Annotated in this window: 18 protein-coding genes; 10 read left to right on the top strand and 8 right to left on the bottom strand. The window is 60.8% G+C overall.

Annotated features, from left to right (window positions below; translation table 11 throughout):
- Positions 1-199: 199 nt before the first annotated feature.
- The 3 genes from hemW to AA0535_RS14640 all read right to left on the bottom strand — a co-directional run bounded on the left by hemW (position 200) and on the right by AA0535_RS14640 (position 4,175).
- Entirely contained in the window at positions 200-1,357 is a 1,158-nt protein-coding gene (hemW, locus tag AA0535_RS14650) for a radical SAM family heme chaperone HemW (protein WP_264817640.1), read from the bottom strand.
- Entirely contained in the window at positions 1,354-3,342 is a 1,989-nt protein-coding gene (locus AA0535_RS14645) for a potassium transporter Kup (protein ID WP_264817396.1), read from the bottom strand. Before AA0535_RS14645 ends, hemW begins: the two co-directional genes overlap by 4 nt.
- Positions 3,343-3,503: 161 nt before the next feature.
- Positions 3,504-4,175: a YggS family pyridoxal phosphate-dependent enzyme gene (locus AA0535_RS14640; RefSeq protein ID WP_264817395.1), complete on the bottom strand. Its 672-nt coding sequence runs from the start codon at positions 4,173-4,175 to the stop codon at positions 3,504-3,506.
- A gap of 78 nt (positions 4,176-4,253) precedes the next feature.
- Here AA0535_RS14640 and AA0535_RS14635 point away from each other — a divergent pair, with 78 nt between their 5' ends.
- Genes AA0535_RS14635 through AA0535_RS14620 form a run of 4 tightly spaced genes read left to right on the top strand, consistent with a single transcriptional unit; the run spans position 4,254 to position 9,208 of the window.
- On the top strand, positions 4,254-5,516 hold the full coding sequence (locus AA0535_RS14635) for an RsmB/NOP family class I SAM-dependent RNA methyltransferase (protein WP_264817394.1): 1,263 nt from the start codon (positions 4,254-4,256) through the stop codon (positions 5,514-5,516).
- Between the two features lie 33 nt (positions 5,517-5,549).
- Entirely contained in the window at positions 5,550-6,224 is a 675-nt protein-coding gene (gene rpe, locus AA0535_RS14630; protein ID WP_264817392.1) for a ribulose-phosphate 3-epimerase, read from the top strand.
- A 27-nt stretch (positions 6,225-6,251) separates the two neighbouring features.
- Positions 6,252-8,036, top strand: a complete 1,785-nt coding sequence (locus AA0535_RS14625; RefSeq protein ID WP_264817390.1) for a heparinase II/III family protein — start codon at positions 6,252-6,254, stop codon at positions 8,034-8,036.
- A 47-nt stretch (positions 8,037-8,083) separates the two neighbouring features.
- Entirely contained in the window at positions 8,084-9,208 is a 1,125-nt protein-coding gene (locus tag AA0535_RS14620; protein ID WP_264817638.1) for a glycosyltransferase family 4 protein, read from the top strand.
- Here the strand turns inward: AA0535_RS14620 and AA0535_RS14615 are convergent.
- The 3 genes from AA0535_RS14615 to AA0535_RS14605 are packed head-to-tail and all read right to left on the bottom strand — an operon-like array spanning position 9,190 to position 11,446.
- A complete protein-coding gene (locus AA0535_RS14615; protein ID WP_264817389.1) occupies positions 9,190-9,804 on the bottom strand; it encodes a response regulator transcription factor in 615 nt (204 codons plus the stop codon). The two genes, AA0535_RS14620 and AA0535_RS14615, sit on opposite strands and share 19 nt — an antisense overlap.
- Positions 9,801-10,880 carry a sensor histidine kinase gene (locus AA0535_RS14610; protein WP_264817388.1) on the bottom strand — a complete coding sequence of 360 codons (1,080 nt, stop codon included), beginning with the start codon at positions 10,878-10,880 and terminating at the stop codon, positions 9,801-9,803. The genes AA0535_RS14615 and AA0535_RS14610 overlap by 4 nt, the downstream gene beginning before the upstream one ends.
- Complete coding sequence (locus AA0535_RS14605; RefSeq protein WP_264817387.1) at positions 10,877-11,446, bottom strand: hypothetical protein; 570 nt, start codon at positions 11,444-11,446, stop codon at positions 10,877-10,879. Before AA0535_RS14605 ends, AA0535_RS14610 begins: the two co-directional genes overlap by 4 nt.
- Positions 11,447-11,827: 381 nt before the next feature.
- On the opposite strand from AA0535_RS14605, the gene AA0535_RS14600 reads away from it, so the two are divergent.
- On the top strand, positions 11,828-13,153 hold the full coding sequence (locus tag AA0535_RS14600) for a hypothetical protein (protein ID WP_264817385.1): 1,326 nt from the start codon (positions 11,828-11,830) through the stop codon (positions 13,151-13,153).
- A gap of 470 nt (positions 13,154-13,623) precedes the next feature.
- Here AA0535_RS14600 and tyrS read toward each other — a convergent pair whose 3' ends face one another.
- Both tyrS and AA0535_RS14590 read right to left on the bottom strand, forming a co-directional pair.
- Positions 13,624-14,880, bottom strand: a complete 1,257-nt coding sequence (tyrS, locus tag AA0535_RS14595; protein ID WP_264817384.1) for a tyrosine--tRNA ligase — start codon at positions 14,878-14,880, stop codon at positions 13,624-13,626.
- Between the two features lie 302 nt (positions 14,881-15,182).
- Entirely contained in the window at positions 15,183-15,848 is a 666-nt protein-coding gene (locus tag AA0535_RS14590) for an alpha/beta hydrolase (RefSeq protein ID WP_264817382.1), read from the bottom strand.
- Positions 15,849-16,320: 472 nt separating this feature from the next.
- Here AA0535_RS14590 and AA0535_RS14585 point away from each other — a divergent pair, with 472 nt between their 5' ends.
- From AA0535_RS14585 to AA0535_RS14565, 5 genes are read left to right on the top strand one after another with little or no spacing between them, the layout of a single operon-like run.
- Positions 16,321-17,409 carry a cysteine desulfurase family protein gene (locus tag AA0535_RS14585; RefSeq protein ID WP_264817381.1) on the top strand — a complete coding sequence of 363 codons (1,089 nt, stop codon included), beginning with the start codon at positions 16,321-16,323 and terminating at the stop codon, positions 17,407-17,409.
- A complete protein-coding gene (locus AA0535_RS14580) occupies positions 17,406-18,554 on the top strand; it encodes a cysteine desulfurase family protein (RefSeq protein WP_264817380.1) in 1,149 nt (382 codons plus the stop codon). The genes AA0535_RS14585 and AA0535_RS14580 overlap by 4 nt, the downstream gene beginning before the upstream one ends.
- 23 nt (positions 18,555-18,577) lie before the next feature.
- Entirely contained in the window at positions 18,578-18,892 is a 315-nt protein-coding gene (locus AA0535_RS14575; RefSeq protein ID WP_127102759.1) for a ferredoxin family 2Fe-2S iron-sulfur cluster binding protein, read from the top strand.
- A gap of 38 nt (positions 18,893-18,930) precedes the next feature.
- A complete protein-coding gene (gene mnmA, locus AA0535_RS14570; RefSeq protein WP_264817379.1) occupies positions 18,931-19,995 on the top strand; it encodes a tRNA 2-thiouridine(34) synthase MnmA in 1,065 nt (354 codons plus the stop codon).
- A 14-nt stretch (positions 19,996-20,009) separates the two neighbouring features.
- Positions 20,010-20,669, top strand: a complete 660-nt coding sequence (locus AA0535_RS14565; RefSeq protein WP_264817378.1) for a glutathione S-transferase family protein — start codon at positions 20,010-20,012, stop codon at positions 20,667-20,669.
- Positions 20,670-21,011 lie beyond the last annotated feature (342 nt).

Below are 21,011 nucleotides of genomic sequence, written 5' to 3'. Positions count from 1 at the left end.
GGCGCCGGACCCCTCAAGCGGAAAATTCCGTTAAAGGGTCAACTTGAGCGCAAAGCCTCCGCGCGTAAGAAGAACGCTCGAAAGGTATAGGGCAGGCTCAGACGGACCGGGTGCAAGCGGGCCCTGATCGCCGGCTCATCTGTCTATGTTTTGCCGGGCTGTCGTCCTGCCTGTCTGAGTTCCACCCAGGCCAGGCTCCTCAGAGGACCAGAGCGCCCAAAAGGGCCTCCAGCCGGACACGCCCTTCATCCGTAGCGATCAAGCGAGTGTCATCCAGAGTGAGGTAGCCCTCCTCACGGGCGGCCTCGAGAATGAATAAATCGACGCTCTCAGATAGAGTTCGCCCCGTGCGCGTTGTGAACCAGTTGAGGTCGATCCCCTCACGCAGGCGCAGTCCCATCAGCAGGGCCTCACGGGCGCGTTCCTCGCCTGAGAGCGGAGTTTCCTCTGTTGAGCCACTGCCGCGTTGTTCCACGCGTTCCGCCCAGATCTCGGGCGCACGGTGGCGGCGTGTGGCGAGCAATGTGTTGTCCAACGTGAGTCTTCCATGCGCTCCCGGGCCGATGCCGATATAATCCTGATAGCGCCAATAGGTCAGGTTGTGACGGCTCTCGGCACCCACGCGCGCATAATTCGAGATCTCGTAGTCGCGCATCCCAAATTCCCCGGCTATCTCCGCGGTCTTCTCGTAAAGACGCGCCGCATCGTCCTCTTCCGGGAGAACGAAGCGACCCTGACGATACAGGGATTCGAATTTCGTCCCTTGCTCGATGGTGAGCTGGTAGAGCGAGAGATGATCCGAGGCTAGGGCGAGCGCCGCGCGCAGTTCGGTCTCCCAAGCACTCAGGCTTTGTCCGGGGCGCGCATAGATCAGATCGAAAGAAAGGCGCGGGAAAAGCGTGCGCGCTGTTTCCAGAGCCTGAATCGCCTGGGATGCCGAATGCTCGCGGCCCAGGAAACGCAGGGAGTCTTCCTCCAGACTCTGGATGCCGAGCGAGATCCGGTTGACCCCGGCCTCGGCAAAGGCGGCAAGCTTTGCTCTTTCCACGCTGGTCGGGTTGGCTTCAAGCGTGATTTCAAGATCGGGAGAAACGTCGAAATGACGTCTCGCGTCCTCGATCAGCTGCGCGACGGTCTCGGGGCGCATGAGCGAGGGGGTTCCCCCGCCAAAAAAGATCGAGCGCAGACTGCGCCGCCCTATGCGCGCGGCATCATGGGCGAGTTCCTGACGCAGGGTAGCCGTGAAGCGCTCGTGGGGAATGACGTCGCGAACATGGGAATTGAAATCGCAATACGGACATTTGGCCAAACAGAACGGCCAGTGCACGTAGAGAGAAAGCGGAGGCGCAGCGCTCAGATCGCAATCCTCACGCCCAGCTCGACCACGCGGTCCGGCGGGATACGGAAGAATTCGGTGCTCGGCACGGCATTACGTACCATCACCAGGAAGAGCCACATACGCCAGATCGAGAGTTTTGGCAGGGTCGACCTCACGACCAGTTCGCGTGACACGAAATAGGACGCCTGGATCGCGTCGAACTCGACCCCTGCCGCATTCAGCTCCTCAAGTGCCTTCGGAAGGTTGGGCATCTCCATGAAGCCGTAGCGGACGACAACGCGATGAATATTCGGTGCGAGCTCCTGGACCATCGCACGATGGCCGCGCTCGGCCTCGGGCTGGTCGAGGTTCTGGACGGTCACGAACAGGACGTGGTCGTGCAGCACCTTGTTATGCTTGAGGTTGTGCAGCAGGCATGTCGGCACTGTGTCGGGATTGGCTGTCAGGAATACCGCCATGCCAGGCACGCGAACGGTGCGCGACTGCGGCAATCTGGCCAGGAATGACGCCATGGGCAGGGAGTCTGCGAGCTGGCGCGCCCGTATCAGGCTGCGTCCCCGGGCCCAGGTGGTCATGAGAATGGTGGCCGACACGCCGATGGCAAGCGGCACCCAACCCCCATCGGGAATTTTCAGCACATTCGCCGCAAAGAACGTGCCGTCACTGAGCAGGAAGAATCCGAAGACCAGACCCGCAAGCGGCGCGCTCCAGTTGAAGACGCGACGGAACACGACCATGGCCAGAACGGCGGTGCACATGAAGGTGCCGGTAACGGCAATGCCATAAGCTGCCGCCAGCGCCGACGAAGAGCGGAAGGAGAGCACCAGCAGGATCGAGCCGAGTGCCAGCACCCAGTTGAAGACGGGCAGGTAGATCTGCGCCTCTTCTTCGGCATTCGTATGGGTGATCCTCATGCGCGGCAGGTAACCGAGCTGGATGAGCTGGCGGCAGAGGGAGAACCCCCCTGAAATACCCGCCTGGCTTGCAATCACGGTGGCCATGGTGGCCAGAAGCAGAAGTGGGATCTGCGCCCAGCCCGGAGCAAGGTGATAGAACGGATTTTGCAGCGCCGCAGGATTGCGGAGCAGCAATGCTCCCTGACCCAGATAATTCAGCGTCAGCGAGGGTAGGACGAAAAACAGCCACGCATAGCGAATGGGAGCGCGGCCGAAATGCCCCATATCGGCGTAGAGCGCCTCCGCCCCTGTCACGGACAGCACAACGGAACCCAGCGCGATGAAGGCGAGCCAGCCGTGATAGAGCACGAATTGCGCCGCGTAATAGGGTGACAGCGCCATGAGGATGCCTGGCGTCTGCATGATGGAATGAATGCCCATCACGGCAAGCGTCAGGAACCAGATCATCATGATCGGGCCGAAGGCGCGGCCGATCTTGCCCGTACCGAGTGCCTGGGCGCTGAACAGCGCGATCAGAATGATGATCGCCACAGGGATGATGATATGCGAGGCAGAAGGGACCGAAACCTCGATGCCCTCAATGGCCGAAAGCACGGAAACGGCAGGGGTAATGATGCCATCGCCGAAGAAGAGGCAGGCGCCCCCGATACCGACAATGCCGAAGAACCAGCGATACTGGGGCGATTTGCACACGCGCTGCGCCAGAGACATCAGCGCGATGATCCCACCCTCGCCATCATGGTCGGCACGCATGACGAGCATGACATATTTGATCGTGACGACCAGCATCAAAGCCCAGAAGATCAGGCTTTCAATGCCCATGATCTCCCAGCTTTCCGCCGGATGGCGAATGGAGCCGACAATCTGCACCGAGGCCTGAAAGGCATAGAGCGGGCTCGTGCCGATATCGCCATAGACGACCCCCAGCACGCCCAGCAGACCGGCCAGACCGACCGGTGCCTTCTTGTGCAGGTCTTCAGCCGCACCGAACTCACGGATCGAGCCCTGTCCGGCGGTCGCCGTCTTGGCAGCCGGGGCTGCTGCGGCGTTGGTCGAACCTGGCTGACCGTCAGGCCTGTCTGTCATTTCTGTTCCAACTCATGGCAAGCGGCAGGGATGGGCGCCGGTGACAGGCGCAGCTTCAGGCCTCTCACGCGGCACACATAGTTGTGAGTGATCACTGACATAAACTTTGCCATACGATCATTACTCGCGTGACCGCAAGCATCGCATAGCTGAAATCAGAATCAGGGGCGATGACCGAATATGGCAGTGCCCACCCGCACCAGAGTGGCGCCGTGCGCTATGGCCGTCTCGAAGTCGGCTGACATTCCCATGGAGCACTCCATTAATTTATGGTCATGCGCGAGCCCGGCGAGAAAGGCGAAATGCGGCGCAGGGTCTTCGTCCTCCGGTGGAATGCACATGACGCCCTGCAACGCCTCACCAAAACGGGCCTTGCACAGAGCGATGAACGCTCCGGCTTCCTCCCGTGCTACGCCGGACTTCTGGGGTTCATCGCCCGTATTGATCTGAACGAACAGATTAGGAAGGCGCTCCAGCTTGTCTGCAGCCCGTGAAAGCGCATCAACCAGGGCAGGGCGATCGACTGACTCGATGACGTCTGCCAGTCGACAGGCCTCCTGCGCCTTGTTGGTTTGCAATCCGCCGATGATATGCAGACGCAGATCGGGCCAGCGCTCGCGCAAAGTGGGGAATTTCTCTTTCGCTTCCTGAACGCGGTTCTCCCCGAAAAGCCGTTGACCCGCTTCCAGTGCCTGCTCGATTGCGGCTGCCGGGTGGAACTTGCTGACCGCAACCAGTTTCACGCTCTCCGGAAGGCGTCCGGCCGCCGCACTGGCCTGTGTGATCCGGGTACGAATCTGGTCCAGGCGGGAAGAAAGCGTGTCATCTGACATGGCCGGTTCCATAACTTGTTGTGGTTCGAGTGCGAGAAGGGGTAGCGCGGCGCTTCGCGAAATGCCATTGGCAAGGCAATGTCCAAAGCACCTTCTCAGATTCCCGCCGATCCGACACGCGATCTGGCCTTCGATATTCTCTGCGGTGTCGTCGAGCATCGACGCATGCTGGAGACGACGCTCGACCGCAGCACGTTGACCGATCCACGCGATCGCGCCAGTGCGCATCGGCTCGCCGCGACCGTTCTGCGACACATGGGTAGCATGACCGAACTGCTCCAGCCGCTGCTGCGGCGTGAGCCCCCGACGCCGGTGCGCTGCGCCCTGCTTATGGGCGTGGCGCAGCTGCGTCATCTTGAGACCCCGCCTCATGCAGCGGTCGGTACGATTGTCTCGCTGTTGCGCCGCCGAGGACTGGCGCCCTTTGCCGGTCTGGCCAATGCCGTGCTGCGTCGGGTCGCACGTGATGGCGACGAACTGGCTGAAGGTCTGGACGCAGATCGGCTGGACGTGCCGGCCTGGCTCTGGACGGCCTGGGGACACAGGGCGCGCGATATCGCCGCTGGCCTGCATCGTGAGGCGCCGATCGACCTGACGCTGCGCCCGGGTGCCACCGCGCCCGAAGGCGGCGAGACCCTGTCCAATGGCAGTGTGCGTTTTGCGCCGGGTACGCGGGTGACCGAGTTGGAGGGATTCGATCAGGGGGCGTTCTGGGTGCAGGACGCTGCCGCCACCATGCCGGCGCGACTGCTGGGTATCCAGCCCGGCCAGAGCGTGATCGATCTCTGCGCAGCGCCGGGCGGCAAGACGGCGCAGCTGGCGGTGGCCGGGGCTAAGGTGATTGCGGTCGAGCGCGAGGAAACGCGTGCAAAGCGTCTGAAACAGAATCTGGAACGCCTCGAACTCAAGGCGAGTGTCGTGGTGGCGGATGCTCTCGTCTGGCAGCCGGAGGACAAGGTCGATGCCGTTCTGCTGGATGCGCCCTGCTCAGCCACAGGCACGCTCCGCCGTCATCCGGACGTGCTCTGGGTCAAGCGCCCGCGCGATGTTCTGGCGCTCGCCAAGGACCAGGACAAGCTGATCGATGCGGCTGGCGCCATGCTCAAACCGGGCGGCGTGATGCTCTATGCCGTCTGCTCGCTTCAGGATGAGGAAGGTCCCCAGCGCGTGGCTGCGGCACTCAAGCGCGGCTGGGCGCTCGAGCCATTCACGGCGGAAGAGCTTGCCGCCATGCCGGAAGCCCTCACGAAACAGGGAACATTCCGCACGCATCCCGGCATGTGGGCCGAACGTGGTGGCATGGATGGATTTTTTGCGGCAAGGCTGCGCAAGACCAGCTGAAACAGATCGGCTCACCAGAGAAAAGGTAGGACTATGCCCCAGTTGAAGACGCCCCTGATTGCACCGAGCATTCTCAGCGCCGATTTCGCGCGGATGGGTGAGGAAATCGAGGCCGTGGTGCGCGATGGGGCCGACTGGCTGCATCTCGATGTGATGGACGGGCATTTCGTCCCCAACATGACTTTCGGCCCGGGCATGGTGGCGGCTTTGCGCAACCGGACGGACAAGCCTTTCGATGTTCACCTGATGATCGATCCGGCGGATGCCTTTATTGAGGCTTTTGCGAAGGCAGGGGCCGACCATATCCATGTGCATGTGGAGAACAACCCGCATGTGCACCGGACGCTGCAGCATATCCGCGCTCTGGGCAAGAAGCCCGGCATTGCCATTTGCCCCGGCACGCCCCCTGAGGCGCTCGACTATCTGCTTGATCTCGTGGACATCATTCTGGTCATGACGGTCAACCCGGGTTTCGGCGGTCAGAAATTCCTCGAAAGCCAGGTGCCCAAGATCCGCAAGCTTCGCCAGATGGCCGATGCCACGGGTCGTGATATCCGTATTGGGGTCGATGGCGGTATCGATCTCGCCACAGCCCCCCTCGCGACGGGTGCCGGTGCGGATATGATGGTCGCAGGGACTTCCATCTACGGCCAAGACGACTATGCTGCAGCGATCACATCTCTGAGACAGGCGGGGAGCCTGTCCTGATCATCTGACCAAGGGGATCCTACCGGCATGTTCGGACGCTGGGCGCGTGAAGCTCGTCTTTCATTTGCCCGGCTTCCATCAAGCGTGCCGGGTATTGCCCGCGCGCCCGATCGCCCTGTTCATGCCATACGCGATATCTGGCCGGGTAACCCGGATCATGGCGCGCGTCTTGTCAGTGGAATTGCACGGTTCGAGGGGCGGAATATTCCGCTTCGGGCGCATGACTGGGAATATGCCGATCTCGCCGGGCCGGTGCGCGACTGGCTGCAGGGCTTCACCTGGTTGCGCGATCTGCGTGCTCTGGGCAGCGATGAGGCGCGACTCTATGCACGATCCATCGTCGCGAGCTGGCTCGACCAGCCCCCGATCGATCCGCTCGTCCTCAATGCTCCGGCAGCGGGAGCGCGTCTGGCCTCATGGCTGGGTCATTTCGACTTCTACGGCGCCTCCGCCAGTGAGGCTTTTCGCCAGAGCGTGATGGACCGTATTCTGGTCGAGGGCCGGCTGATCTCGATCATGCTGCCCTTGCCGGAACAGGGCTGGAAGAATTTCACCGCGCTCAAGGGATTGCTGGCCGTCGCTGTGGCCATTCCTTCCCAGACCGGATTTCTGCATCGCTTTCATCGTTTTCTCGAACAGGAGCTCGACCGTCAGATCCTGCCGGATGGCACGATGCGCGAGCGCAGCCCGCAGGCCCAGATGGAAGTGGCGCGCGAGCTGGCCGAAATCAGCGTTTTCATGCGTATGGCTCAGCTCGAGCCATCGGAACGTGTGCAGGGGGCCTTGGCCCGTGTCTGCCCTGTTCTGCGTGCGCTGCGCCATGGCGATGGCGGCCTGGCGTTGTTCAATGGCAGCAAGGAGCAGGATGATCGTCAGATCGATCGGATCATCCAGTATGGTGCACGCCAGAGATTGCTCGCCCCTGCCATGCCGGATGGCGGATTCTGGCGCATTGGAGCAGGCAAGGCTTTGCTTTTCGTCGATGGTGCCGGGCCTCCCGCCGCGCCCTACGACAGTCACGCTCATGCAGGCCCCCTCTCGCTGGAGTTCTCGCATGGGCGTCAGCGTCTTTTCGTCAATTGCGGCGCGGCGGTTGCGGGACCGTGGAAGCGCGCCCTGCGGGAGACAGCGGCCCACTCATCGGTTGTGATCGATAATATCTCAAGCTGCGACATGGCGCCCTCAGGGGGAATCAGCCGCAGTCCTGCCCAGGTGACGCTGACCCATCAGACACAGGACGGGGCTCATTGGCTCGATGGTCAGCATAATGGCTGGTACCCTGGACTGGGCGCGACATGGCGTCGGCGTCTTTATCTCGGGCCGACAGGTGAGGACCTGCGCGGGGAGGAATGCATCGATGGCGAGCGTCGGGTCGAGTTTGCCCTGCGTTTTCACCTGCATCCCAGTATTCAGGCGGAACTTGCCCCCGATGCAGACGAGATCCTGATGCATGCGGGGGGAATGATCTGGCGGTTCCGGCAGGAAGGCGGCGCGCTCTCGCTCGAGAAAAGCGTTTATGCAGGGGGGGAGAAGCCAGTCGCGAGCCACCAGATCGTCGTTCGTCCCCTGAGGCCTCGCCTCTCGGAGGGGCAGACGCCGCGCCACCCTGAGGCTGAAGAGGGGCAGAGTTCGCAGAATCCTGGTGACGACCCACCTATGGCATCGGCCGAAGGCGATCAGATCTCCCCTCCCACCCCGGAGGAGAAGGTCCCTGAGCCGGCGGACGTGAAGGATGGCGATGTAGCGAACCGGGAAGAGGCTTCCTCACCGCGACAGGTCATTCAGTGGGTCATGGAGCGCGTGCCGGAATGAAAAAGCGTCTCCGGACAAGACGGAAAGGGGCCCCGATAGAGGGCAAGATGCGCGTTCTCGAAATCACGAATGTCGATTTCGCCATGCGTCAGTTTATTCACCCGATCATGCGCGCCCTGCGCGATGCGGGGCATGAGGTCGAAGGGGGCTGCGCCGAGGGGCCTCATCTGGCGACGCTGCGCAACGATGGCTTCGTGGTTCATGGTCTGCCCATGGCCCGCTCCTTTTCCCCTTTGGCCCAGATCAGGGCACTTCGCGCGCTGATACGCCTGATTAGGCGCTTGCGCCCGGACCTCGTTCACGGGCATATGCCGATCAGCGGTTTTCTGGCGCGGGTGGCGGCATGGTGGTGCGATGTGCCGTGCATTGCCTATACCTGCCACGGTTATCTCTTCAATCAACCGGGGTCGCGCAGGCGCCGCGTCCTCTCCTTCCTGCTCGAATGGGCAGCGGGGCAGATCACCGACCGCTACATGACCGTTTCGAAGGCTGAGGCACGCGATGCGCGGCGTCTGCGCATCCATCCCTGGCCCCACGCGGTCGGAAATGGACGCGACCCCGCACTCTATCGACCGGATGGTGAGCTTCGTCGCAAGACCAGGAACGAACTGGGGATCACGGATGAGCAGGTCGTCATCATCGCCGTTTCCCGCATCGTGCGGCACAAGGGCTATCCTGAATTGCTGCGCGCGATGGAGAACGTGCCCCAGGCCATATTGATGGTGGTCGGAGAGCGGCTTGCGTCGGATCATGGCGACCGGATGGAGCATGAATTTGCGCGTGCTTCCTTGATTTTGGGCGATCGGTTGCGTCTGCTCGGTTATCGCGACGACACGGCATCGCTCCTCGCTGCCGCGGACATCTTCACCCTGCCGAGTCATTTTGAGGGGCTGCCGATGTCGGTCATCGAGGCCATGCTGACCGGTCTGCCGGTTGTGGCGACCGACATATGCGGGCCGAATGAGCAGGTGATTCACGGGGAAACCGGATTTCTTGTGCCGCCGGGACTGGCCGCGCCTCTTGCAGAGGCCCTGACGCAACTTGTGCATAACCCGTCGCTACGCGCGGCGCAGGGAGAAGCAGGGCGTATGCGTGCTTGTGAGCTTTATGACGAAGGAGTCGTGCTCTCGCGTGTCGTCAGTATTCTGACGGATCAGAGCCAACCGTTCTGACGCGCAATACGGCTTGCCTCGACACGGTTCCTCGCGCCGATTTTCTGGATGATATCCGAAAAGCAGTTGCGAAGCGTTCCCGGGGAAAGGTCGAACAGACTTGCGATCTGCTCGCTTGATCGCCCGGACTCGACCATGCGCAGAATGGCCCTGTCGCGCGGGTTGAGCGGGTCCTGCGCGGCATCCCAGACCTGCTGGGCCAGAAGCGGATCGATGGCACGTCCACCCCGTCCGATATTGCGCAGCGCATCGCTCAGCTGCGCAACCGGCGCATCCTTGAGCAGATAGCCGCGCACGCCTGCATTGAGTGCGCGCTTCAGATAGCCAGCGCGGGCGAAAGTGGTGACGATGACCACGACCGTATGCGCCCGCATGGCATGAAGGGTCTCAGCGAGTTCGATCCCCCCCATTTCAGGCATCTCGATATCGGTGAGCAGGATATCGGGACGATGGGCGCGGACGAGGGTGAGCGCTTCACTGCCATCACGGGCTGTGCCCACGATGTCGAAATCCGGCTCGAGAGACAGCAGCGCGGCGAAAGCCTCGAGAAGCATGACCTGATCTTCAGCCAGAACGAGGCGCAGCTTCTGCCTCATGATGCCTCTCCAAGCGTGATTACGAGCGAAGTGCCTTCCGGATGACGGTTGATGAGCAAGGTGCCATCGACCTGAGCCAGACGCGCGCGCATTCCCTTTATACCATTCCCTTCCCGGAATGATAAGGGAATTCCGCCATGCGCCGTCGAGGCAGATTGATCCGCAATCTCGAGCTGAGCTTCACCCGTGGCGAGTCTCAGGAAGCGAATTATGCACCGGTCGGCGTTTGCATGACGCAGGATGTTCGTCAGGCCCTCGCGTATGATCAGGGCCAGCACCGCATCATGCACGGCTGGCATGAGGCGGGTCTCTCCAGAAACGGCAACTTCCAGTCCCGCGTCACGCAATGCCTCAACACCCGATGCAAGTTCCTGCTCGAGACTCGTGACACGCATGGCTGAGACGGCAAGCCGAGTTTCTGCCAGAGCCTGCCGTGCGCGGTCGCCGATCTCCTCGAGTTCCCTGACGGCATTCTCTGGCGCGTGGGGGAGATGACGCCGCCCCAGTTCGGATTTGAGAGCGATCACAGTCAGCGACTGGCCGAGTGTATCATGCAGATCCCGCGCGAAGCGTTCGCGCTCGGCGATCAAAGTCAGGGCCCTGATTTCGTCCTGCGCGCGGCCCAGAGCCTGATTTTGGCGGTGAAGGTCCATGGACAAGGACATTGTGGTGAACGTTCCCGCCGCTACGATCAGGGTGATCAGGCAGCCAATCACATTGTGGTCGAGTGTCAGGGCCAGGAGAATGCAGACAGCCAGAACGAGGGCGAGCAACGCGACTGCCCGGCGGCGATTATCGATGGCACCGCATGTGGCGGCCGCCGAAATGAAGAACACTCCCCAATATCCGCCGAACGGGATAAGCACGATCCCGATAAGGGCATAGATAATGACCCTCCATTCAATCGGTGGGGCGAGGCGGCCGGGCAGGAGGGGCAGGGTGATGAAAACTGCACTGCCGATTATGAATGCGATCACAGCGGTGAACGTCGCGCCATGGGCGAGCCAGGGCATGGGGTAGAGAAGCAGGTATATGGCAAAGCTGGCTCGACGAAGGGCGGTGCTCTGAATCCTCATGGTGTTTCCCCCGCGGTGGCAACGCGGGTCTTGCCGGATGAGGCGGGGGAGTGACCCCAGAGGCGTGCGGCTGCGCCGAGCCAGAGGCTCGTGGCAGTGCCCAATCCAGCCAGGATGAGATGGAGAGGTGGCGGGAACATAAGGGCAAAGAGCGTGACGACCAGGATGGCAAGCCCCGTGATACCATGAACCGGTTCCGCCATGGCGCGTCCGAGCGGGATATAGGAAGCGCCGATTACAAGGCCGAACACGACCAGCATCAGGTCCGGGCGGTGGAGTACCGACAGCGTCATCCCCGCAAGAAACAAGAGAAGGACACGCAGGCGTTTGACCCGTTGTGCCAGCGCCCGATCGATAATGATTTCGGGTCGCCCCTGAGAGAGGTCGCGGGCTAGAAACCCCCAGATGAGCGGCGCCGAGATGACCATAATAATCGTCAGATCGAGTGGAAATGCCCAGCCGAGCCCCCTCAGGCCGCGCAAACCCCAAAGGGCGGCAAAAGCAAGGCCAGTCAGATCGGTAAGGGCGTAGCGCCATAGAGCGCGGTGTTGGGGAAGCGAAGACATGGGCTCTCTCCTGCTGCAGGTGCCTTCGCATGATGTGCGCTGCGATGGCGCGGGCACAGTGTGCCATGTCACTTCCTGCGCATGACTCAAGATTACCGGGCAAGCAGGTTTTGCCCCAGGGGTATGGTACCCGGGGGAAATTATCGATCATCCCAAAATCTGTCAGGAACCTCCTGAAAAAGCGGAAGATGGTCCGAGATTTCGTTTCGAAGTCATAATGCCATGTGAGGAGGGTCATATAATAGACAGAAATATTTCACGACAATGCGTCAAAAACATTGGATAAATTGTTGAATATTGAAGAATATAATGAAAATATTATCATTTTCCATGCGGCACACAAAAGTGCCTGGATGAAAAACCATTTTCTACGGAAGTAAAATGACCACTCACGTCCTTTTCGATAGCGACGATATCGTTGTTCATTATCAGGAGGGCAGCAGGGAGTTCATCCTCGTAACATTCATCGGCATCGGGCATGAGGCGAATGCCGGGGCGACCTATTTTGGCAAACCCGTTGTGGAGGCGGATAATATCGCCTGTCTTGGCGTCACCACCAGGAAGCGGAACTGGTATTATTCCAACAACATGCACACCGCCCTGCGGGTCATGCAGCGCGTCATGGCAGAATACGAAAAGACGGTAACGATCGGTCTCTCTGCAGGAGCCTATGCCGCGATCAAATATGCCGGAATGCTTGGCTCGGAACGTACTCTGGCCCTCGGGCCGCAATGGACCATCGATGATCAGGAAGGGGAAGTCATTCCCGAATGGGCTGCCTTATGCGAGCCTTCCATGCGCGGGATGGGGGTGAAGCCCGGTGATCTGCATGGCGAGATTTACGCCTTGTTCGACCGGCATCATCGGAGTGATACGGCAACTGTCGGACGATTGCTCGATTACGCGACGGGCCATGAGCGCGCGCAGCTCCTGCCCGTCAACGTGCCCAGTGCAGGACATATCGTGTTCGAGAGCCTCAAGGGCAGCAACAACCTGCGCGAGCTCATTGCGATTCTTGTGTCAAAAGATGAGGCTACAATCTGCGCGGATAATCTGAGGCGAGCCACGTCCCGAATGCGGCGGAGTAACACGACCAATCTCTATAACCGTATTGCCAATGGCTACACGCGATTTCCGAAACTTGTTTACGATATGCTGGTGAGTCAGGGTTTCCGTGAGCGCTTCAACTACCGGGACGTGCTGCGTGACGAGACATTGTTGTTCAGGATCTGTGCGCAGCTCGGAAGGAACGGCTATATGGCTCAGGCACAGATCCTGCTGCGCTCCCTGATCAGCTATTACGCGACTGGCGAGTTTCGTCCGGGCGGGGCAGATCATCTGGTGATGGGAACGCCGGTGATGCTCGATCATCGAGGCAGAACGCTTGGTTACTCGTCCCGTCACCGTCATTTCACCAGCTCGAATATTGTCTGGATGGAAGGGGACGCGACGCCGGTCAGCCTCGTGCATATCGATCATAAGGCTTATCCCTGCGTCACGATCTGCGGCAGGAAGTTCTTCCTCGATCGCGAAGGCGATCAGATCCGGGCTCTGGCCAGCCCGGGTGGTCTGCATGCGGAATGCCGTGGTGCCACCTGCGGCATACGCGACGTCGAGGATCGTTACCTGACCGTGGTGGGAGACAGGGAGATGACGTGGTCGACCCAGCAGCATTCCTTCGAGACGTTTTCCGTCGTTACGGTTTGACCCTCGACCAGTCATCGGGCTCGGCGCGGCGTCTGTCTACGGGTCTTGATCGTATGGGCGAAGAGAGATGAGAATAATGCCGAGGCGGCAAGGCGCGTTGTCACGAGTGGGGCGGGCCGGAGGTCGCTGAACGGGGCAAGGTGGCCTTGTGTCCGCTCCGTGATAGGGTGGGGCGGTCCCTGCACTCCTATGAATCTTCACGACCTCGCGTACGAGCCCCACTCTGTAGGGCTCCAACGGGCACAGTCGATCGGGTCATGGTCTCAGTCCGCGTTCAGGTAACGAACAAGTGGTTACCTTGGGGCTTCTGGCTGCACCGGACGAGGCGATCTTCGTGTTTTAGCAGGGCGCTAGGGATTGCCGGGACAGGCATTTCGCCGAACCAGCCGCTCGCGATGATGGAGGGATGGCCTGGGTAGCGTGGCAGGCCCCCTCGCCCGTCACGCTACCCAGGCGGCACTACAATCCGCTCAGACCGGGCGCAGAAGCAGGTGACGCTTCTTGCCCGATGAGAGTTTGAGAACCCCCTCAACGAGATCGTCGGTTCCGATAATCCGGTTTTCATCCTGGATCGGCCGGTCGTTTAACCGGGCGCCGCCGCCACGAATCAGGCGACGTGCCTCGCTGTTCGTGGCAGCAAGGCCCGATTCGCCAAAAAGGCGAAAAGCCGGGATGCCTGCCTCCAGATCAGCACGAGCCAGATCGCGGGATGGCAGATCGGCTGCAAGGCTCCCCGTTTCAAACGCCTGTCGTGCGGTCTCCGCTGCGGCGAGAGCGGCTTCACGGCCGTGACAGATGGCAGTGGCCTCGGTAGCAAGGATTTTCTTTGCCTCGTTAATCTCGGCACCTTCCAGCGCGCCCAGTCGATCGCATTCCTCTACAGGCAGATCGGTAAAGAACTTGAGGAACCTCCCGACATCGGCGTCCTCGGTATTGCGCCAGAACTGCCAGTATTCGAAGACAGGCAGTTTTTCGGCGCTCACCCAGGTGGCTCCCTTTGCCGACTTGCCCATCTTGACGCCGGAAGCGGTGGTAACGAGCGGGGTAGTCAAGCCAAAAACCTGCTTGCCATCTGTCCGCCGTGCCAGATCGATCCCTGCCACGATGTTACCCCACTGATCGGAGCCTCCCATCTGCAGGACGGCACCATGGCGACGATTCAACTCGCGGAAATCATAGGACTGGAGGATGGAGTAATTGAACTCCAGAAAGGTCAGTCCCTGTTCACGATCCAGACGCTGCTTCACGCTGTCGAAAGACAGCATGCGGCTGATGGAGAAATGGACACCCACATCCTGGAGCAGTTCAATATAGGAGAGGTGGTCCAGCCAGTTGGCATTATTCACCAGCATGGCATCGCTGGCGCCTGTGCCAAAGCTCAGGAACTGGCGCAGGCTGATCTCGATCCCGGACAGGTTATGCGCAAGCTTCTCGGGGCTCATCAGGGCGCGTGCCTCGTCGCGAAAGGACGGATCGCCGATCTTGGCAGTGCCGCCCCCCATGAGCGCGATCGGGCGATGGCCGTGTTTCTGCATCAGGCGCAGCATCATGATCGAGAGCGCATTGCCCACATGCAGCGAGTCCGCAGTGGGGTCGAAGCCGATATAGCCTGTCACAGTGCCTGCCAGCATCGCCTCATCAAGGGCGGCCAGGTCGGTACACTGGAAAATATAGCCCCGAGCGTCAGCCTCTTTCAGGAAGGGACTTTTCAGCACGTATTCAGCCATATCGGTTTCATCCACTCAAATCGGGTTGGCTCGGCGTGAGATCACGCTTTGGGCAAAACCCCGTCGCATCGAATTGACCCACGCATGCTTCCTTGAAGCCAGCTGGGCGCATAGGGAGTTGACTGCCGTTCGGTTCCTCGCGGCAGGGGGCGTGCTCTAGCATGAAATTGGGGGAAAGCCGACCTGTCGCCGAAGGCGCACACCAATAATTCCGCCCAGGCTAACAAAAAAGGCGGGGAAAGCCCCCGCCTTTTTAGAATTCCGTCTGGCCCGGCTCCGATCCGGGAGGCCGGGATCGTCTCTTAGTCGGCGGCAATCGCAAGAACGCGACGATTACGCATGACCGTCACGTGATCTTCCAGAGCAAACGCCACCTTCTCGGCTTCGCTGGCGAAAATATGGTTGGCACCTTCGAAGACACGGTAATCGACTTCCACGTTCTTCTGGGTGTTCAGTTTGTCCACCAGCTTGCGAATGCCGGGCTCGGGGGCCATGTCATCCTTGTCGCCCGCAATCATGAGACCGCCACAAGGGCAGGGGGCGAGAAAGCCGAAATCATAGTCATTGGCGGGGGGCGCAACGCTGATCCAGCCACTGATTTCAGGGCGACGCATGAGCAACTGCATCCCCACAAAGGCCCCGAAGGAGTATCCGGCAATCCACAGCTCGTTCGAGTTCGGATTGACCATCTGCATCCAGTCGAGCGCTGCGGCTGCATCGGAGATCTCGCCGATACCGCCGTCATAGCGTCCCTGTGACCGTCCAACGCCACGCGAGTTGTAACGCATGACAGAGAAACCCATTTTTTCGAACGACCGGTACATCGTATAGGTGATGCGGTTGTTCATGGTGCCGCCATGGAGCGGATGCGGGTGCAGGACCAGGGCGAGCGGCGCATTGGGCTCGTCGGAATGGTGGTAGCGACCCTCCAACCGGCCGTCAGGGCCGGCGAACATGACTTCTGGCATCAAAATGCTTCCGAATTGGCCTCCTGCTGGCGAAACGCTGCCGCAGGAGAGACTTGTTTTTATTGGGAAATCAGACCTGTCCCCTTATCAGGGAGATGCGGAATGTCAGACAATCCGGCAGGGTCAGGTCAGGAAGAACGGCGAGGAAGCGTCAGCCGTGTCGCACCGTGCGCGCTGGTATGGGGGGAGCGGCTGGTCGAGTGTGAAAACCACGAAGGGATTCGACAGGCGTTGAAACGCACATGAACTGGCTCCTCGACGATGAGAGGATATCGAGTGGATACCCCCTGACGCGGCGCGGGCTCGGTCGGACTGCCTGCAGGGCCTCCCCGAACGGGGGCACCACGCCATCATTGGCGCAGTGTATAACGAGGCTGATGGACAAAATTCCACAGAAATCGTCAGCGGGCATCATTTCCCGATTCTGCGGTTTTGACTTGCACTCCCCCGGATCACGCCGATTTATAGGTGTATGACGGTATATCTCGACGCTAATGCTACCGAAATTCTGCGTGATGAAGGCCTCGCGGCTGTGCTGGAAGCCGTGCAACTGGTGGGCAATCCCTCGTCGGTGCATGGCCCCGGACGTCAGGCGCGACGGGCGCTCGAAGAGGCGAGGGATCGTGTGGGACAGTATTGGGGTGCGGGACCGGAGCAGGTCGTCTTCACTTCAGGCGGGACGGAAGCCAATCTCCTTGCCATTCATGCTTTCAGCGCGGGGAGGCGTATTCTTGTCGGTGCCACCGAGCACGATGCGGTGCGCATGGCAGCGGGAGACACATCTGTCCTTCCGGTGAGGCCCGATGGACAACTCTGCCTTGACAGCCTTCAGGCCATACTTGCTGTCGCTCCACCGGCGCTGGTCTGTGTGATGGCAGCCAATAACGAGACGGGTATCCTGCATCCCCTCGACGAAATCAGGAAGATATGCGCCCACCATGGTGCGTTGCTGCATGTCGACGCCGTGCAGCTCGCCGGGCGAATAGCTTTCCGCGTGGATGGACTGACCAGCATGGCGATTTCGGGTCATAAAGCGGGGGCGATCAAGGGCGCAGGCGCTCTTGTTCTCGGTGCGGAAGGGCATGTGACCCCGATGATTCGCGGCGGCGGCCAGGAACGCGGACGTCGTGGTGGAACGCAGGCCCTGCCCGCCATCATGAGCATGGCCGCTGCCTTCGCGGCAGCGCGGGCGCAGGACTGGTCGCGTATTGCGGCCCTCCGCGACCGGATCGATGAGGCTGCCCTGGCCTGTGGGGCGCGTGTAAGCGGAGATCGGCTGGCCCCCCGATTGCCGAACACCACATCGCTCGTCCTGTGGGGCGTCTCGGCCCAGACCCAGTTGATGATGCTCGATCTGGCCGGATACGCTGTCTCGACAGGATCGGCTTGCTCATCCGGCAAGGTCGCGGCCTCTCATGTGCTCGAAGCGATGGGGCTGGGCGATGCGGCCGCCAATGCCATACGCGTTTCCCTGCCCTGGAATGCCACCGATGCCGAAATCGACGGATTTATCGTCGCCTATCAGGCTATGGCTGCCCGGCTCGGAAAGAATGCAGCATGATCTACCTCGATAATCAGGCAACGACGCGTTGCGATCCGGATGTTCTGGCGAAAATGCTCCCCTGGTTCAGCGAGGATTACGGCAATCCGCATAGTGAAGGCCATGCGGCTGGCCATCGCGCAGCCGAGGCTGTGGAAACCGCTCGGGAAGAAGTGGCCGCGCTGATCGGCGCAATGCCACGTGAGGTCGTTTTCACCTCCGGCGCGACCGAGGCCAATAATCTGGCGATCAAGGGGGCGGCGCGCTTTCTGGCGCGGCAGGACAGCCCGAGGAAGCGCCTGATCACCGTAGCGACCGAGCATAAATGCGTCCTCGAATCGGTACGGGATCTGGCGAATGAAGGGTTCGAACCCGTCATCCTGCCCGTCTCGTCCAGCGGACTCCTCGACCAGGCGCATCTCGCGAAAGCCCTCGAGACGCCGACAGCACTCGTCAGCGTCATGACCGCCAATAATGAGACCGGGGTCATTCAGGATATTCCTGCTCTCTCAGCCATAGCCCGTCAGGCCGGGGCGCTGTTCCACACTGATGCTGCCCAGGCGGCGGGCAAGATGGCGCTGACGTGTGAGGGCGTCGATTTCATGTCGCTCTCGGCGCATAAATTCTATGGCCCGAAGGGAGTTGGTGCGCTCTATGTCAGGCATCGTCCCCGCGCGCGGCTTCTGCCGCTTTTCTCTGGCGGTGGTCAGGAGCGCGGGCTGCGCTCGGGCACATTGCCCACTCCGCTCATCGTGGGTTTCGGACACGCCGCCCAGTTGGCCCGAGCCAGCCTTGAGGAGGAACAGGCGCGGCTGCGATCCCTGCGCAGGATGCTGCTCGAGGGGCTCGAGACGCTGTTTCCCGGGATCAGGGTCAATGCCGAGTCAGCGCCTAGGCTCGCTGGCGCGCTCAATCTGATCTTCCCGCCAGGCTATCAGGCGCGGGGCGTCATGGCAGCCCTGCCGGAGGTCGCGCTTTCAACTGGCTCGGCCTGCACCTCGGCTGAGGTAACCCCTTCCTATGTTCTGACGGCCATGGGGCTTGAAGCAAAAGACGCTGCACGATGCTTGCGTCTGTCTCTCGGACGCTTTACCTCCACGCCCGAGATCGTGCAGGCACTCAGGCATTTCGAGGGCGCCGCGCGCGAGGCCTACAAGGCTGCGTAACGAACAAGCAGGGTAACAAGAACATGCCACATATGATTTTCGTCGAACAGGACGGGTCGCGCAAGGAAGTCGATGCCCCGGTCGGCCTGTCGGTTCTCGAGATTGCCCATAAGCATGACATCGAACTCGAGGGGGCCTGCGAGGGCTCGCTGGCTTGCGCGACCTGCCATGTGGTGGTCGATCCGGAATGGGCGGACAAGCTCTCGGCACCGACGGATGACGAGGAAGACATGCTCGATCTCGCATTTGGTCTCGAGAAGACTTCCCGTCTCGGGTGCCAGATCGTTATGACAGACGCGCTGGATGGTCTGGTTGTCCGTCTGCCCAAGACGTCCTGACTTCCGCCTGACGCTTTTTCCAGAATAAGAGAGATCTCATGCGTATCCTTGTTGCCATGTCGGGAGGCGTGGACAGTTCTGTTGTGGCCGCCCTGCTGAAACAGGAAGGGCATGAGGTCATCGGTGCGACGCTGCAGCTTTATGACCACGGTCAGGCCGTGTCGAAGCCAGGCGCATGCTGTGCCGGGCGCGACATCCTCGATGCGCGTGCTGTCGCGGATCGGCTCGATATCCCGCATTACGTGATCAATGCGGAAGACCGTTTCCGCAGCAGCGTCATGGCGAGCTTTGCCGATAGTTACGCGCGTGGTGAAACGCCTGTGCCCTGCGTCGCCTGTAATCAGGGGGTCAAGTTCACCGACCTGTTGACCATGGCGCGCGATCTGGGCTGCGAGGCGATGGCGACCGGTCATTACGTGCGCCGTCTGGAAAGGGAGGGGCGCGCCGAACTGCATCGACCGTCCGATGTCTCACGTGACCAGTCCTGGTTCCTCTTCGCGACCACCCAGGATCAGCTTGATTATCTGCGCTTCCCTCTGGGGGACATGCCGAACAAGGATGCCGTGCGCCAGAAGGCCGAGGAGTTTGGCCTCGCTATCGCGGCCAAGCCCGACAGCCAGGATATCTGCTTCGTGCCGTCAGGTACGTATGCTTCGGTCGTCGAGAAGCTGCGCCCCGAGATTCATGGATCGGGCGAGATCGTGGATGAAACAGGCCGCGTGCTTGGCCAGCATGAGGGCATTGCCCGTTACACTGTCGGGCAGAGCAAGCGCCTGGGCGACATTCATACCAAGGACGGGCGCCGCCAGATCGTCAAGCGTATCGACGCCACGACGCGTCGTATTATCGTCGGCCCCAAGGACAATGCCGGGAAGCTCGAATTTGCCCTGCGGGACATGAACTGGCTAATCGACCCGTCATCCGAAGGCGTGCGCTGCCACGTCCAGATCAGAGCCCGCGAGATCACCCGGGAGGCCTGGGTCTATCCTCTTGCCGGGGGCGCGCGCGTGGTATTGGATGAGGCAGCCATGCCCGCGCCGGGTCAGGCCTGTGTGCTGTATCAGGGCAGCCGCGTTCTGGGCGGGGGCTTCATCCTTTCCTGAGGGAGCCGGGTCTCATGAACCGTCTTGTCATTGGTACGCGCCGCTATTCTTCCTGGTCCCTACGCGGCTGGCTTGCCGTGCGCGCGGCGGGGCTCGATGTGCCAGATCATGTGATCGCGCTGCGCGGTGGCGGTCAGACCACTGAAATCCACGACGTTTCCCCTAACGGGCTCGTTCCTTTTCTGGAACATGACGGGGCGCAGATTTGGGAAAGCCTCGCGATTTGCGAGTATTGCGCCGAGTTCGCTCCGAGCCTCTGGCCCGAGGAGCGCAAGGCACGCGCCCACGCACGCAGCATTGCCTCAGAGATGCATTCCGGGTTTCGCGCCCTGCGTCAGGCACTGCCCATGAATCTTGGCCGTGAGGGGCGCGCGTTGAACGAGATGAGTGCCGAGGTGCTCAAGGATATCGCGCGCGTCGATACGCTGTGGAGCGAAACCCTTGAGCGTTTTGGTGGGGAAGGCCCCTATCTCTTCGGGCGCGGCCTGGGCAATGCAGATATCATGTTTGCCCCTGTTGTCTCCCGTTTCGCGTCCTATGCCGTCGCACTTTCCCCTGCTGCCGCTGCTTATCGCGATGCTGTGCTCGCCCATCCGCTCATGCAGGAGTGGACAAACCGTGCTGCTGAAGAGCCCGTTTCATGGCATCTCGAGCACTACGAATCAGTCGCATGAATGCGCTGGAACTGGCATCGGGGCATGTAACCGTCCTGGCCAGTTCCATCCACTGATACCGATATCCTCTTGCTGAGACCGAGACCGTTAGAGGATTCGGAGAATAATGTCCGCTTCGGGCAGTAACGCTGATTGTATCTCTACCAGCTGAGCAAGGCTGTGTGGACTGGAGTTCATAAAGCAGCATTATTGATATTGACTGTCTTGATATCAAGACAATCCGTCTATGTCATTTTCATTACAATATGAGGATTTATAGAGTTCCGCAATCTATTCTGTGGTCTGGCTTCGTTTGGCAGCAAATCGGGCTTGGCTTATCAGCTTTGCCCTTGTATAAGCCGC

This window comes from Asaia krungthepensis NRIC 0535, from assembly GCF_025995175.1.
In the GTDB taxonomy this organism is placed as follows: domain Bacteria; phylum Pseudomonadota; class Alphaproteobacteria; order Acetobacterales; family Acetobacteraceae; genus Asaia; species Asaia krungthepensis.
Note: the sequence above shows the minus strand (reverse complement) of the source record. Positions and strands in the feature narration are given on the sequence as shown.